18 protein-coding genes are annotated in these 15,032 nt (G+C 48.6%); 6 read left to right on the top strand and 12 right to left on the bottom strand.

Going from position 1 to position 15,032, the window contains the following annotated elements; all coding sequences use genetic code 11:
* Window positions 1-27: 27 nt before the first annotated feature.
* A complete protein-coding gene (locus LLU09_RS09765; RefSeq protein ID WP_228311571.1) occupies window positions 28-762 on the bottom strand; it encodes an SDR family NAD(P)-dependent oxidoreductase in 735 nt (244 codons plus the stop codon).
* Window positions 763-878: 116 nt separating this feature from the next.
* Between LLU09_RS09765 and LLU09_RS09760 the strand changes: the two genes are divergently transcribed.
* A complete protein-coding gene (locus LLU09_RS09760; protein ID WP_228311570.1) occupies window positions 879-1,508 on the top strand; it encodes a TetR/AcrR family transcriptional regulator in 630 nt (209 codons plus the stop codon).
* Between the two features lie 5 nt (window positions 1,509-1,513).
* Here the strand turns inward: LLU09_RS09760 and arr are convergent, their stop codons facing one another.
* The 3 genes from arr to LLU09_RS09745 all read right to left on the bottom strand — a co-directional run bounded on the left by arr (window position 1,514) and on the right by LLU09_RS09745 (window position 3,025).
* The gene (gene arr / locus LLU09_RS09755; RefSeq protein ID WP_370632499.1) at window positions 1,514-1,924 is read right to left on the bottom strand and encodes an NAD(+)--rifampin ADP-ribosyltransferase; all 411 of its coding nucleotides are present in this window, start codon (window positions 1,922-1,924) and stop codon (window positions 1,514-1,516) included.
* 244 nt (window positions 1,925-2,168) lie between these two features.
* Window positions 2,169-2,558, bottom strand: a complete 390-nt coding sequence (locus tag LLU09_RS09750; protein WP_228311568.1) for a DUF3021 family protein — start codon at window positions 2,556-2,558, stop codon at window positions 2,169-2,171.
* 11 nt (window positions 2,559-2,569) lie between these two features.
* A complete protein-coding gene (locus LLU09_RS09745; RefSeq protein WP_188358202.1) occupies window positions 2,570-3,025 on the bottom strand; it encodes a LytTR family DNA-binding domain-containing protein in 456 nt (151 codons plus the stop codon).
* A gap of 349 nt (window positions 3,026-3,374) precedes the next feature.
* Between LLU09_RS09745 and LLU09_RS09740 the strand changes: the two genes are divergently transcribed.
* Window positions 3,375-5,111: a DUF2207 domain-containing protein gene (locus tag LLU09_RS09740; RefSeq protein WP_228311567.1), complete on the top strand. Its 1,737-nt coding sequence runs from the start codon at window positions 3,375-3,377 to the stop codon at window positions 5,109-5,111.
* A 46-nt stretch (window positions 5,112-5,157) separates the two neighbouring features.
* Here the strand turns inward: LLU09_RS09740 and LLU09_RS09735 are convergent, their stop codons facing one another.
* Window positions 5,158-5,376, bottom strand: a complete 219-nt coding sequence (locus LLU09_RS09735; protein WP_228311566.1) for a hypothetical protein — start codon at window positions 5,374-5,376, stop codon at window positions 5,158-5,160.
* A gap of 256 nt (window positions 5,377-5,632) precedes the next feature.
* Here LLU09_RS09735 and LLU09_RS09730 point away from each other — a divergent pair, with 256 nt between their 5' ends.
* The 3 genes from LLU09_RS09730 to LLU09_RS09720 all read left to right on the top strand — a co-directional run bounded on the left by LLU09_RS09730 (window position 5,633) and on the right by LLU09_RS09720 (window position 7,544).
* Window positions 5,633-5,851, top strand: coding sequence for a heavy-metal-associated domain-containing protein (locus tag LLU09_RS09730; RefSeq protein ID WP_255620859.1), 219 nt, complete (start codon window positions 5,633-5,635; stop codon window positions 5,849-5,851).
* Between the two features lie 149 nt (window positions 5,852-6,000).
* Entirely contained in the window at window positions 6,001-6,957 is a 957-nt protein-coding gene (locus LLU09_RS09725; RefSeq protein ID WP_228311565.1) for a zinc-binding dehydrogenase, read from the top strand.
* Between the two features lie 164 nt (window positions 6,958-7,121).
* Entirely contained in the window at window positions 7,122-7,544 is a 423-nt protein-coding gene (locus LLU09_RS09720) for a hypothetical protein (protein WP_228311564.1), read from the top strand.
* 161 nt (window positions 7,545-7,705) lie between these two features.
* Here the strand turns inward: LLU09_RS09720 and LLU09_RS09715 are convergent, their stop codons facing one another.
* From LLU09_RS09715 to LLU09_RS09685, 7 genes are all read right to left on the bottom strand, one after another.
* Window positions 7,706-8,236, bottom strand: a complete 531-nt coding sequence (locus LLU09_RS09715; protein ID WP_228311563.1) for a Fic/DOC family protein — start codon at window positions 8,234-8,236, stop codon at window positions 7,706-7,708.
* Window positions 8,236-8,394: a hypothetical protein gene (locus tag LLU09_RS09710; RefSeq protein ID WP_175288522.1), complete on the bottom strand. Its 159-nt coding sequence runs from the start codon at window positions 8,392-8,394 to the stop codon at window positions 8,236-8,238. The genes LLU09_RS09715 and LLU09_RS09710 overlap by 1 nt, the downstream gene beginning before the upstream one ends.
* Before the next feature lie 159 nt (window positions 8,395-8,553).
* Window positions 8,554-10,449: a heavy metal translocating P-type ATPase gene (locus LLU09_RS09705; RefSeq protein WP_228311562.1), complete on the bottom strand. Its 1,896-nt coding sequence runs from the start codon at window positions 10,447-10,449 to the stop codon at window positions 8,554-8,556.
* 299 nt (window positions 10,450-10,748) lie between these two features.
* A complete protein-coding gene (locus tag LLU09_RS09700) occupies window positions 10,749-11,192 on the bottom strand; it encodes an SDR family oxidoreductase (protein WP_228311561.1) in 444 nt (147 codons plus the stop codon).
* 158 nt (window positions 11,193-11,350) lie between these two features.
* Window positions 11,351-11,638 carry a type II toxin-antitoxin system death-on-curing family toxin gene (locus LLU09_RS09695; protein ID WP_228311560.1) on the bottom strand — a complete coding sequence of 96 codons (288 nt, stop codon included), beginning with the start codon at window positions 11,636-11,638 and terminating at the stop codon, window positions 11,351-11,353.
* 104 nt (window positions 11,639-11,742) lie between these two features.
* On the bottom strand, window positions 11,743-11,973 hold the full coding sequence (locus tag LLU09_RS09690) for an AbrB/MazE/SpoVT family DNA-binding domain-containing protein (RefSeq protein ID WP_228311559.1): 231 nt from the start codon (window positions 11,971-11,973) through the stop codon (window positions 11,743-11,745).
* A 97-nt stretch (window positions 11,974-12,070) separates the two neighbouring features.
* Window positions 12,071-12,850: a CHAD domain-containing protein gene (locus LLU09_RS09685; protein ID WP_228311558.1), complete on the bottom strand. Its 780-nt coding sequence runs from the start codon at window positions 12,848-12,850 to the stop codon at window positions 12,071-12,073.
* Window positions 12,851-13,134: 284 nt separating this feature from the next.
* On the opposite strand from LLU09_RS09685, the gene ggt reads away from it, so the two are divergent.
* Window positions 13,135-14,898 (top strand): gamma-glutamyltransferase, encoded by a 1,764-nt coding sequence (ggt, locus tag LLU09_RS09680; RefSeq protein ID WP_228311557.1) that lies wholly within the window; start codon window positions 13,135-13,137, stop codon window positions 14,896-14,898.
* Window positions 14,899-15,032: the final 134 nt, after the last annotated feature.

The raw sequence follows: 15,032 nt of genomic DNA, 5'->3' as shown, positions 1-15,032 counted from the left end.
GTCCAGTTGAGGACAGATGCTTCTTTTCTACATTGCAGTGAGACCGCCATCGATGACGAACTCGGAACCGGTGGAATAGCTGGCTTCATCACTGGCCAGGAATGCGACCATGTTCGTCACTTCTTCCGACTGCGCTGTACGCTTCATTGGAATCTGCTTGGCGAATTCCCGGATCTGTTCGACGGCATCGCCTTCTGACACCATCGGTGTTTCGATGACACCGGGATGCACGGAATTGACCCGGATCCCGAGTCCTCCAAGCTGGATGGCTGCGGCTTTCGTCAGTCCCCTGACTGCGAATTTTGAGTCGGTATAGCCCGGTGCACCACCGACGATGCCATTCATGGACGAGATGTTCACGATGGATCCGCCCTCTGCCTTCTGCATGGATGGCAGGACAGCCTTTATTCCAAGGAAGACGGAGACCTGGTTGATGTCGATGATCTTCCTGTATTCCTCTTCCGTCATTTCGAAAATCGTCTTGCTCATGCTGATGCCGGCGTTGTTGACCAGTACATTGACCGGTCCGAAAGCAGACTCGGCCTGATCGACGACCGCCTTCCAGCCGTCTGCGTCCGTCACATCGTGCTCGACGAATACCGCATTTCCGCCAAGTTCTTCCGCAAGTGCCTCCCCGGCGGATTTGTTGATGTCCGTAAACACCACTTTTGCACCCTCTTCGATGAATCTGCGGACGTGGGATTCCCCCATACCCCGTGCACCACCTGTAATGATGGCGACTTTCTCTGATAATCCTCTCATGATAACCCTCCTCTAAAAATGATAGTTCAACTATCATTTTTATTATACTACTTTCTTCAGGGATGGGCTATCAATTGCACATGTATTATAATAGTTACAATACAGGAGGGAATGTCATGTCAAAACAGCAGAGCAACAGGGAGAAGCGGTATCAAGCCATCATCGACTCGGCAGAACAGCTGTTCATAAAAAACAGCTGGGAGACGGTACAGATGCAGCACATTGCTGATAAGGCAGGTATTGGTGTCGCCACACTCTTCAGGTACTTTCCGAAGAAGGAGCTTGTCATCATCGCAGTTGCGGAACAGCTTCTCTTACGAGAACTCGGATTCTTCCATGATATACAGACGAAAACACTGTCCGGCCTCAAAAAGATCGAGGCAATTTTTCATCAATATAACCGTCTGAAGACACCCGCCGCTATAGATGAAGCAAAATTCATCGACAGGTTCGACGCCAATATCAGTGACATCGAGGATTATGAGACTGCTGCCGCCAAATATTTTGAAATCCGTAAAGAGATCGCCGTCATCGTCAAAAATATCGTACAGGAAGGCCAGGCAGACGGTTCACTGCCACAAGAGGCATCCGTGACGGATGAGGTCATGACCATGATCAACAATTTCGGCCTGTTTGCGAGAAAGCTTGCATTGATGAACGATATCCTCGAACTCGAGACCACCCCTGATGCGAAGCAGCAGCTGACGATCATGCATGACATGTACATGGCACGCCTCAGAGGGTGATGCCATCAGTCTTCAATGATATCCTCCCCCGCTTCACGTAGTTTCGCAAGTCCTTCATGCATCCGGTCGATCTCCTCATCCGTGTGCCGATCCCAACGGCCCAGCTCCGCCACAACCTTAAGCGGCGACTTCGAGCGGTAGGACCGGGTGGGATTCCCGGGGAAGCGCTTGTCCGTAAGGTTGGGATCATTCTCATACGGGCCGGTCGGTTCGACGATATATATCCTTTCCGTACCCTCGCCCTGTGCAAGTTCTGCACCCCACTTGGCGGCATCCAGCGTGGCAGTGAAATAGACATGGTTCAGCCCCCTGCGCCTGAAGTTCGATTCAAACCCCGGACTCAGCATGTCTCCGAGGGCCAGCTCACCTTTTGTACCATGGAAGAACGGTCCCTCATCCAGCATTTTTTCCATCATCTTCAACACTCCCAACAATAGTATTTTAAATCTGCCAATAGTATATACCGATTTCCATTGCAGGTGCAGTCTGTAATTCACTTTTTACATGATGTATAATTAAGGTGGAAGGAATGAATCCTTTGATCAAAAAAACATTAGTTATTCGAATGAAAAAATTTATTTGCTACATATGAAGCGCACCACGTCAAAAGCTGGTGCGCTTTACACTTAAATCATGAATTTTCAAAATGCCAACTCTGAATCATTCGCTCCGGTCCAGCCTCTCATTGATCTTCTTCGAGTCAAGGATTGCAAAGACATATTGAACCCCGATGATGATCATCATCAGAACAAATGTCACCAAAGCAAATCCGATCATTTCACCCGTCGACATTCCGATCCATCCATTGAAGACCGCCGCTGCTGTAAATCCGATCAGCCCGACTGCCACCTGTGCCGATACGCAAATCATTTCAGGAACATTCAATGTGTAGAGCACTGAGACTGCGCCGATCGCAGCTGAAGCGACCCACACGCTGATAACTTCTGCACTACCTTGTGATGCGTGACCGAAAGCGATATTGACGCTGTACATGAAACTTCCGATCATGAGCGCCCGCATGATAAACCTCATGAGATTTAAAATTGTCATCATTTCCCCTCCTATATTCCAAGCATACTTTTCAACTGGGGTACGTATCTCCTTGAGATGCTCACCTTCATACCATTCGCCATCCTTGCAACCAGGTTCCCGGAAAAAGAAGGCTCGACCCGCTGGATCATCTCCATGTTCAACACCGAGGATTTGGATACTTGCACGAACTTTTCTTTCGATAGTTCCCCCATCAGTGAAGAGAGGGTTTTCGAGGTTTTCAGTGCTTCCTCCTGCGTGTACAATGTCAGCTCTTTCCCATACACTTCAGCAAATATGATCTCCGATTTTTGTACCATCACATACTCCTCCGCCTGTTTCACCACTAATCTCCTCCTGTCACTGGCCAAACTGTTCAAGTGCGACAATATCCTTGCCCCGAGCGTTTGAGACCGGCATTGAATGACGATGTGATTCTCATCCAGTTCTTCATCCAACGTCAACTCGACCCTGTAGTCCTCACTCATTCCCATCTCTCCTTCTTGGTGAATGCTCATAGACCTTTTCATCTTCCACTGCTGCTTCATGTCTTAAGTATAAAAGGAAATGACGTTCCCATGTGGATTTTTTCCATGACCGGTATCATATACTTCCCAACCGGATATTTCTGTTCTCCTCCAAACCGCTTAATCATCTTGCAACACACCTTTTATTTTAAATTCTTTAAGCGGCTCTGATTGGTTCACTATAAATGAATGAGAAGAACGGAATTAATAATAACGTAACTTCATGTGATAGTATTTCATTTTTTTAGCATAAAGTGGAATAATGGAAAGAAGGACATTTAATATTGGTTTAATGAAAGAGGGTTGGAATATGAAATACATTCTGGGAATTTGGGTCACTTTCGCAGCAGTGCTGATGCTCAGTATGGACGCTGAAGCGAACGAGATCACCAATATGCATATGGAAGTGGAGATCAATCCGGACGGTTCGGTGACGGTGACGGAGACGCGGGAGGCCGATATGACGGAGGGCACGGAGAATTATATGGTGTTCGACGATGATGATATGGGCGAAGTCGAAGTCACAGATTTCTCCGTCGAAGGCTTTACGGAAGAAGAGGACTGGGATATGGATGCAGGCCTCGAAGAGAAGGCGGGCCGGTACGGTATGATCGATACCGATGACGGGACAGAGCTCGTCTGGGGGATCGGCGACTACGGTGAACAGACGTATGTCGTGAACTACACCCTGGAAAATGCGGTGCGCAATCTGGAGGACGGCCAGTCACTCTACTGGAACTTCGATACATTCACCGGGCTGCCGACGGATAATTTCATAATGGATGTGACATCGGATGTCCCGCTCAATGATGAAGACATCCGCTTCTGGGGATTCGGCTTTGAAGGGGACATCGTTGCGGTCGAGGACGGCATCCGCTGGACTGCCGGGGAGACATTGACGAGCGGCAATGATGTCGTGCTGCTGATGCATTTTCCTGAAGGGACGTTCAATACGGACTCAACGGATGACGGGACGCTCGAAGAGGAGGCGGCAGCGGCCATGGACGGCTCAATCTACGATGACGGCAGCCTCAGCGGCGGGACCATTGCTGCAATCATCGGTGCAATCGGCGTGGCGTTGACAGCAGTCATCACATTCTTTACACAGTATGGCAGAAGGCAGAAACAGGCTGGACATGTGGATTCTGCATATCATATCAAACGTAGGAATAAAGGACTTGAAGCCAAAACGCCGCCTGAGATTGAAGATTTTGCAGGAATCGCATATGTACTTAGACACCTGAAAATGAGCTACTTTGAGGATATATTCCAGGCATACTTGATGAAATGGATGGACGAAGGCAGGATTACGATTGAAGTCGAGCGGAAGGAACGCCAGAAGCTTGATGAAGGAACGCCTAAAATCATCATCCATGACTATCAGGAAATGATGGAGGGGTATTCCTATTCCTTCAAGGAAGTAAGCGAACAGCTCAAGCACAATGATCTCGAGGGCAGCTATGAACCGCTGTTATGGAGGATGATGCTCGATACTGCGGATGCTGAAGGTGTCATTGAGGAAAAAGCATTGAGGAAGTGGTCGAAGAAGCATGCGAAGGCAGTCGGCATCGTAGCCGATGAGCTTACCGAGTATTCAAAGCGCTGGCTCGAGGCGCATCGCTATTTCAAATTCGGCAAGGATAAGGTGTGGGGCGTTCCGTTTCCGATAGATGCCCCTAAAGAAAAAGGACAACAGCTGCTCGATCGGCTCTCGCAGTACAAAAACTACCTCAAAGACGACCCTGCCAGGGTTTACGCAGACGACACCTACAGGAGCCACATCATCTGGAGCCTGCTCGTCGGCGAAGGGGATGACGTTCGGAAACACCTGTCCAAGCTGACCCCGGATGAGGGGAATCAGGCAGCATATCCAGTAATGATCCATTACTACTACGGCTCGCATCTGACAGCGCAAAGCTGGTCGAAGGGCCTCGGTCAGGGCGGCTTCAGTTCAGTCAACTCCTCTGCTGCTTCAGGTGGCGGAGGCTCCACGGGCATGGGCGGCGGTGCCGGTGCCGGAGGCGGTGGTGGCGGCGGTGCCCGCTAGAACTGGGGTCTGAACTATAGTGGCTACCTCCCCTGCTATGAACTAATCAGCTTTTCAACCTATCGACATACTGCTTGCCGTCAATGAGCGAAAGACCAAGGGCTTCCCGGGCACGCTTGATCGCCTGGATTTCCTTCCCTTCATTAATGAGATGACGTAGTTCATCATTGACCGGGTTTTCAGGCATGTCATAATGCGCTGCGATCTGCTCCAGCATCTGCTGTGTATTCTTCAGACGGCCTTCCAGCCTGTCTATTTTACTCATCAGTATAAATACTATAAATAAGAGAATGGCTAGTATACTCAAAAGTATGGTTTCCATATATTATCCTCCTCTTCGATCAACACGGATTGAAGCCATTGTAGCGCACTTCTGTACCATTTCACCAATAATATCCAAAGCGTTAAAGAAGTCTCCCCATTTCTTCATAAGGATTGACGTGCGTCAATTTTTATTTCCCTCTTTTGCCTCATAATAGTAAGTGAGATAGGAAGACACTACTAAGGAGAGGAAGAACATTATGAAGACGAATCTTAAGACGGAAACATTCACCTGCCCAAGCTGCATCAAGAAGATTGAAGGCACATTGAACAAGAGTGATGGTGTGGACACAGCGAAGGTGCTGTTCAACTCCAGCAAGGTTAAAGTGGAACACGACGAGAACAAGATCAGCCCTGATGAAATCAGGGGACTCGTCGAAAAGCTCGGCTACGAAGTAGAGAGCGTCAAATCCAGCTAGGAACACATATCAACTATTGAAAAGGGAGTGTAGAAACTCCCTTTTACTTTTTCGTTCGATGTGTGCTCTGGTTTAGGAAGAAGAAGCGAGGGAAAATTATAAGTAGTAGAGTCCTTCATCAGGACAGATCATAAAAAGGAGTGTTCTAAATGAAAGGTTGGCAATTCACAAAAACGCATGAACCGTTGGAATTGGTCGAAAAGGAAAACCCAAAAGCTGAGAAAGACCATGTAGTCATCAAAACAGGGGCTGTAGGCCTCTGCCACTCTGATGTGGGCACGATGGAAGATGAGGGCTGGATGTCTCTAATGAATGCTCCGGTCATCATGGGGCACGAGAACGCAGGGACCATCATCGAAGTCGGTGAAGGCGTCACGGATTTCAAGGAAGGCGACCGTGTAGCCATTTGTCCAACCGGCCCATCAGGTCTGGCTCCCGGTTACGCATATGACGGTGGCTTCGGTACCCATATCCATGCCCCTGCTTCAGACCTGGTGCCGGTACCTGATGAATTATCCATCAAAGAAGCAGCTTCGGCCACAGATGCCGGAATGACTTCCTACCATGCACTCTTCAACAGAGGCAAGGCGGAAAAGGGCATGAAAATTGCACTGATCGGTATCGGGGGACTTGGCCAGTTTGCCCTGCAGGCAGCTGTCGCAAAAGGCATCGAGGATATCTATGCAGTAGATACTTCTGAAAAGGCACAGGAACTGGCCAAGAAAATCGGCGCCAAAGAAGTGGTTTCCGATATCTCAGAACTGGCCGATAAGGAACTCGACCTTGTAGTGGATTATGCTGGATTTGACGTCACCACTTCCAAGGCTTTGGAGACGGTAAAGCCGGGAGGGACAGTCATACTCGTCGGCATGGGTAAACTCCAGACGACGATCAATGTAACAGATTTCATCGTGAACAGGAAACAACTTCTGTCATCAGTAGGTGGAGACAAGGAAGATATCGCAGCCATCTATGAACTGATGGCAACAGGTGGGCTCTCCCCTAAACTCTCTGAAATCACCTTCGATGAAATTCCTGAAGGAATCAATAGACTCCACCGCGGTGAAGTTCAAGGGCGATTGGTCGCCGTATACGATGAACCTTAATCATATGCTTGAAACCGGACAGGTTGTCCGGTTTCTTTTTTTATATACTCCCTTTGATCCGACATCCAAAAATCAAGTGTAGCTTCATTGCCATCCATATTTCCTTGTTGATTTGAAGCTTAATTTTTGTGTGGTAACCTGTACGGTAAAGGAGTGGATACCTTATGGAGATTACCGTAAAGAGAAGGACTGGGATACTCGGTGCCCTCACACCCATCCCTCTGGAGTTTAATGGAGATATGATAACTTCGCTTTCTGGTTTTCAAGAGAAAGTCGTATCAATCCCGGTGTCAGAAGGAACTTTGAAATATGTGGAGTCGCTGAATAGAAGTGACCAGGTTCGTGTGAGACAAGGGGATGTCATTACGATAAGGAGGACCACTTTGAGCAAGGTGACACATTTGCTTTTTGTCATCACACTCCTTTATTTCCTTTCAGCCAATATTTATATCCTCGTCACTGGTGCACCATATGACCATGAATGGGCAGGGCTACTGCGGTTGTTGCTGGCCATTGCCTTCATTGTTGTTGGCATCACTTCCCTCTTCTTCAATACCTATAAGCTGGTTGTCGAGAAAAGATTATAGCCTGCAGTGATAAAAATATCACCTCATCATCAAAGGATTAGAACTATGGGCAGAGAATTATCCTATCCAAGAAGAAGTTTATTCAGGACGGTTCTCAATGCAGCTCATTTTGATCCAGGAAACTTAATGACTTTAAAAATAATTTCTCTAAAGAAGAAGTGTCAATCTGTGAAGAGACAGACCATCGCTTCTAGATATTCCGCCCTGTCTAAAGTTTCAAAATGCCATACGTAGCCTTTAGACTTGGCAATTTCTCTAATGATAAGTCTGATGGTTCTTCCATTTCCTTCACGAAACGGATGTATCATATGCAACTCCGTCTTAAAATAGGCTAAACGCTTAGCTGCCTGCTCCAATGAATTCCAATTTCCTTCAAAATTTAATTCCCGAAAAATTTCTTTGAGTTGATCTTCTATATAGCCAGGTTCACAAAACCTTGTTTGATCTTTCATTAGAGTGACACTTCTTATTTCACCTGCAAAACGATAGATATCCTTAAATAAAAAGCGATGTAACTCTCTAATGGAATCAGCAGAAACAGGCAACAGGAAATCGAAACCCTTCTTTTCTAATCTTGAAGCAGATATATAAAAAGCAACCCTTTCGAGTTGCTCCAGTTCATCTGTGCTCTCCGCCCCTAGGAGGTTCGACTGCAACAGATACTCATCTTGATCATGTGTATTATACTTCATCATTTTGATGCAATTTTACGAATTAATTCGTTAGTGATTTCTCTATTTGAATTAATTGCTTCCAAAATTAATTTCTGCTGTTCTTTAGAGACTTCCATGCCCTCCAACGCCAAGTTGTGTGCGATTTGCCTGTTGGTTTTTGACTCAATGGCAAACATAAAAACCGCCTCCTGTTACTATTATTATACCCTTTCCCTAATGGATTACAGCTTGAGATGAGTTGTACAATAAATTTCAGGTGCATTCCAGGATAGCTGTAGAACGCAGAAGCGCACTGTTCTCGGAATTCCGGGAGCAGCGCGCTTGATTCTTCTACTCTAACTGTAGCGTTCCTGCAGTTTCCTCTCCTTCGGTACATGTTCCTTGATCTTCCTGAGCCGCATTGCATTCAGGATGACGAGCAGGATGCTCACTTCATGGATCAGCATGCCGCTGGCGAGATGGATATAGCCGTACAGTACGCCACCAAGCAGGAGGCCAACAGTGAGCAGTGCAATGGCTGTGTTCTGCAGCATGACCCTGTAGGTCATTTTGGATATTGTGAACCCGTGTGCCAGCTGTTCCATCCTGGAGCCCATGAGCACGACGTCCGCAGTTTCCATTGCGATGTCCGTGCCGCCATGTCCCATGGCAATGCCGACGTCTGCGAATGCAAGTGCAGGTGCATCATTGATGCCGTCCCCGACCATCATCACCTTGCGGCCGTGCTCCTTCTCATCTTCGATATACTTCATCTTGTCGTCAGGCATGAGTTCTGCGTGGAAGTCGTCCAGTCCAAGGATGTCGCTGACCTTCTTCGCCGAGTGGTAGTTGTCCCCCGTCAGCATGATGAGTGACCCGACGCCCTTGTCCTTGAGTGTCTGGATGGCAGTGAACGCATCCTGCCTGATCTTGTCCATGATGGAGACGATGCCGACGATCCCGTTGTCTCGAGCGACGAATATTGCGGTGTTGCCTGCCTTCTGCCGGTCGATATACTTTTCTTCAGTCTCCACATCGAGTTCAATATTATGGTCTTCCATCAGCTTTTTGTTGCCGATGATATATTCCGCACCTTCGAATATGCCGCTTACGCCTTTACCCTTGATGGCTTCCGCGTCTTCGACAGTGCTTTTGTCCACAGCGATGGATTTCGATTTCGCTTCCTTGACGATGGTCTGCCCAAGGTGGTGCTCACTGACCATTTCGACGTTCGCCACCTGTCTCAGGAAGTTTTCTACATCTGTATCATCGAATATCGTGATGTCTGTGACGGTCGGACTGCCTTCCGTCAGTGTCCCGGTCTTATCAAAGATGACCGTATCGACTTTCGCGAAGTTGTCGATGACTTCCCCGCCCTTGATGAGTGCGCCGTTCTTCGCGCCGTTGCCGATGCCTGCCACATAGGCGACCGGTGCACCGATGATGAGTGCGCCCGGGCACGCGATGACGAGGAACGTGATGGAAAGATGCAGGTTCCGTGTAAGGAAATAGACGACGATGGCGAGTACGACGATGGCTGGTGTGTAGTATTGGGCAAATGTGTTGAGGAACTTCTCTGTGCCGCTCTTCCGCTCCTGCGCCTCCTCGACCAACTCTATGATTTTGGAGAAGGTCGTGTCCTCCCCGACTTTCGTTGCTGTCAGTTCAATGTATCCGCTGTCCAGCACACTGCCGCTGAAGACCTCCGCGTCTTCAGCCTTGAACCGCAGGTTGGATTCTCCTGTAATTGCTGCTTCGTTGATGTGGGCCTGCCCGCTCAGGATTGTACCGTCGACCGGCACTTTGCCGCCCGGCCGCACGATGACATGGTCACCGGCCTCCACTTCATCCACATCGAGTTCCATCTCTTTGCCATCCCGTATGACCGTTGCCGTTGCCGGCGCCATATCCACCAGGGACTGGATGGAGCTCCGCGTCTTGTTCAGTGTCCGTTTTTCGAGGTATGCCCCGAAAAGGAACAGGAACGTGACGATTGCCGCTTCCGTATACTCCTGGATGAACATCGCGCCGATGACTGCGATGGTGATGAGGAGTTCGATGCTGAAGCTCTTCATTGTGAGTGCCATCCATGCCTTGTTGATGATTGGGCCGATTGCAACGACTGTTGCGACGATGAAAGTGATATTTGTGACTTCACTGTAGCCGAGTATTTTGGCCAGTATGCCGATTACGATCAATGCGCCTGAAATGTACATCAATTGATTCAGATGCCTGTTGAACCACTTGCTCATAAGTGCCACCTCTTCCTTTAATTTTAAATCCGTGCCTCCTGTTACTTATAATTATAGAGGCAGCACGCGAAATAAAAATTGACGGCCATCAAGTATCTTGGACAAGTTTCGGGGCATCCACTGGAAATCCCCCGGCATATGAAAAGACTAATGAAAAACCCCCTCGGTATGAGGGGGCGCAGCGCTGATCCATTATAGAATTCGGGAAACTGTAACTTTTGAATGGATGGGTGCTCACCGGTTTCTACCCGGGCAGCCCATCACTGTCCCGCTTCTTCTCTCCTTCGCCCTCTTCCTTTTCAAATGTAGCCCGTATCCGTCGGACCCGGATTCACGGCGTTGACACGGATATCCATGCTGCCCAGAACGTGGAAAGCCTGCACCGCCAGTTTGGCAACCGCCGCCTTCGATACGGCATAGGGAATTTCATTCGTTATCTGACCCAGCTCCTGACCTGAAGTGAACAGGGTGATGCATCCTGCAGTGTCTTCGAAATTTTCCCAGAACGCCTGGATCAACAGCATGCTTGAAGTGACATTCGTCAGCAGGTGACTGTTGATCTCTTCGAATGACCAATCTTCCATTTCACACTCTGTACTGTGCGCATGACAGAGTATCATATGGCTGAACGGCTCATGGTTCGAGAGTTCAGCAAGCAGTTTTTCCACTCCCTCTTTTGTCGAGAGATCCGAGTCCTTCAGCCTTGCGACCTTTTCAATGGAGGAAGACAGGATTTGATACAATATTAAAGCCCCCATAAGATGAAAGACATCTTATGGGGGCACGTTTATTGATCAACCTCTTTTGGCCATTTCGAATTCATGCCTCATGTACGCAGTCGGTACTGACCCGACTTTGGAAAACACTAAGATTGCGAGTGGTGAGAACAGGAATCCTGGTATCAGTCCGTACATTTAGTATGAAGTGCCAGCCACTCCGCAACTTCTTTTTCTTCAGTCTTATCCATGGCTACTCTTACAGTGTACTCAGTAAATTCATCCGGTCCAACTGTCAGGACAACACCATTCAACCGGAGAAAGACATATAATGCATTGGCTGCCGTCCGTTTGTTTCCGTTAAAAAATATATGTTTTATTATTATGTTCCTATATAAATTTGCAGCCTTCAGTTCCAAAGTGGGATAAAGTTCTCTCCTATAAGCCTCCTGTTTGGGCGACTCAATCGTCATATTCAATGAATTTGGCTATCTGATTCCAATCTGTTCTTCGGGAGAATAGCTTCTTATTACATTGACATTGATGAGTATCAAATCCTGCTCTGTTAAATAGTGAGTCATCTCTCTACCAGATCACGCATGGTCTTGTCATACTTCTCGAACATTTCATTGGAAAGTGTCAATATATCCTTTTGTGAATCTTCCTCCTTCCTTATAACCACTGCTTCATCCTCTATGACGAACTCCAGATTGTCCCCTTCCCCAGCATTCAATTTTTCGAGAATATCTTTAGGTATGCTGACAACAGTACTGTTCCCTGTTTTCCTTAGTTTTCTTCGAATAATCATAGTATCAACTCCTTATAAAAAGTATATACGTATATACTTCCAAAATTAATCTTGAAATACTGTAATGACACAGACTTCATCACTTGATTTCTACAGCCTAGGGCTGTCTCGTCTGCTCCTCGATCCGGCTCATGTACTGGAAGGTCATCTTCAGATTCTCATCATCCACTTTTTCTGCCAGCTGATCAAGCAGATGCTGGTTGATCCGGGCGTCGGTCACTTCTCCGAATTCATCCTGGATTTTTTTGGCCCGCTTCATGATCTTCTTGTGCTTCTTTGAAGTCAGGCCACCGAAGTAGCGGGCGGCATATCTAAGTTTCTTCGCACGCTTACGTATGTCATGCACCGCTTCATAATCGGTCATGTCGACATTCTCATAGTCCTCGGCAAGCTTCTGGCTCCGCTTCTTCAGCCGTTTGCCGATATACGCATCCCAGTCGCCGTCGACTTCAAAGTTCAATGCATGGATTGCGGAGTCGACGCTTTCGATTACTGATACTGTAGACTGGATATTCGTCTTGTTGAACGTCCGGCGCATCTCCCTGGCGCGTTCCTGATTGAGATATTTGAACATATCCCTGTAATGGTCGCTCAAGTCAGGCTGACGCAGGGCAATCTCACTGCACAGGTCGATGAGTACATCGAATTCCCTCAACCGTCCATATATCTGTGCAAGATCCTTCAGTTCCTTGTTGAGGCGGTCATATTCCTCCTCGTCGAAAGTATGCTTCAGGAAATTCAGCAGGCTACGGACCTTTCTCGAACTCACCCTCAATGCGTGCGCCGTCTTCGGATGGTATGGATTGTTCTCATAATCCCTGTAGGATTTCTTCAGCTTCTCCACACGTTTATACAGCACGTTCTTCAATTCTTCCATTCTGCTCACTCCTTTCCTTTTCTATACCCTCGCCCGCTCTGTAAATACCTACTTCTTTATGACCCGAATACTGCGTCCCCACCCGTGTGCCATAGTGCAGCGTTGACTCATATGGAAAATATTGCTACTATTAGTTTAATAGTTGTAATATTACAAAAATTAATATCCTGCTTCACCCCCGCACATATTACAGAACCGCTTGCGCAATCCCGATTACATAATATGGACTGGATACCGATGCACGGATATCCAGCCCATATTAATAAATTATAAGGGGTGTAGTGATGAAGGAGTTTCTTGTACGTTCCAGTTTGATGTTCGGCGTACTGCTGATGATTATCGCGACAGTCTCCCAAGGCGTCCTCGCAGCAGACTACGAAGCGGATTACGGTACGGAAAATGATGTGGCAGAAGCGAATGGCGGCATGGTGGTTTCAGCGCACCCGCTCGCATCCGAAGTGGGGCTGGATATTCTCGAGTCGGATGGCAATGCCATCGACGCAGCCATTGCGATGCAGTTTACATTGAATGTCGTGGAACCCATGATGTCCGGCATGGGCGGCGGTGGCTTCATGGTCGTCCATGACGGGGCGACGGGTGAAACGACCATCGTCAACAGCCGGGAACGGGCACCTGCCGGCGCCACACCGGATATGTTCCTCGATGAGGATGGAGAGCCGATTCCTTTTGAGGAACGTGTCATGCAGGGGACTTCAGTCGGTGTTCCTGGCACGTTGAAGGGTCTGGACACTGCGCACCAGATGTGGGGCACCATGGCCATGCCTGATCTGGTCGATCCGGCGATCCATATCGCAAGTGAGGGCTTCCCGATCGATGATGTCCTTGCCTTCTCCATTGAGGACAGCCAGGAAAAGCTGATGGAGAGCGCAGCAAGTAAAGTATTCTTCAATGATGGCGAACCGCTGGCTGAAGGGGATACCCTAGTCCAAGAAGACCTTGCACATACACTGCAGCTGATCAGAGATAATGGCATCGACCACTTCTACAACAGTGAGATTGCAGAAGCCTTGGCGAATACCGTCCAGGAATTCGGCGGCTCGATGGAGAAGGACGACCTGATGCAGTATGACGTGACGGTCGATGAGCCGGTATGGGGAGAATTCAAAGGCTATGACATCGCCACGATGCCGCCACCGAGCTCCGGCGGCGTCTTCCTCCTCCAGATGCTCGGCATACTGGATGGCTTCGACCTTTCCCAATATGACATGAAGTCCTGGGAGAAATACCACCTGATGGCGGAGACGATGCACCTGTCCTATGCCGACCGTGGTGAATATGCTGGGGACCCTGAATTCGTCGAAGTACCGATTGAAGGACTCCTCCACCCGGATTACCTCGAAGAGAGACGGAACATGATCAGCCTCGATTCGGTCATCGAAGAACCGGAACCGGGCAATCCGTTCGACTACCAGGGCGGCATGGCGGACTATGATTCCGTCGACCAGCCGGGAGATAAAGTCGACGGACAGACGACACACTTCAGTGTCGCCGACCAGTACGGCAATGTCGTCTCCTATACGACCACAATCGAGCAGGTATTCGGTTCAGGCATCATGGTTCCGGAATATGGATTCATGTTGAACAATGAATTGACCGACTTCGATGCAGAACCGGGCGGCGCCAATGAAGTCCAGCCGAACAAGCGTCCGCTCAGCAGCATGACCCCGACCATCGTCTTCGATGATGGCAAGCCGATGCTGACCGTCGGATCACCAGGCGGACAGACGATCATCACTTCCGTGCTGCAGACCATCATCAACAACTTCGAATATGAGATGGAACTGCAGGCGGCGGTCGAAGAACCGCGCATCTTCACGAATGGCATGGAGAACTACACCTATGAGGAAGGGGTGCCGAGTGATGTCATTGATCGGCTGAACGGCATGGGCCATAACTTCGGTGACGAGCCCGAGTCCCTCGGCAACGTCAACAGCATCCTGATCGATCAGGAGAATGGCACCTTCAGAGGGGTCGCCGACAGCAGCCGCAACGGGGCGGCCTTCGGCCTGGAGCCTGTAGCGCAGTAAGCACCATCACGATATGAGTCCATGCAAAAAAGCGCATTACCCACGGATAGTATACTCCCTTCAAAGTAGACACTTGAAAAAGTAAAAACTTTGAAGGGGGTTTTTGATGTATGAACGCCCCCATATCTGCAATG

Origin of the sequence: Salinicoccus sp. RF5, from assembly GCF_020786625.1 — a bacterium.
Classification (GTDB): Bacteria; Bacillota; Bacilli; order Staphylococcales; family Salinicoccaceae; genus Salinicoccus.
Note: the sequence above shows the minus strand (reverse complement) of the source record. Positions and strands in the feature narration are given on the sequence as shown.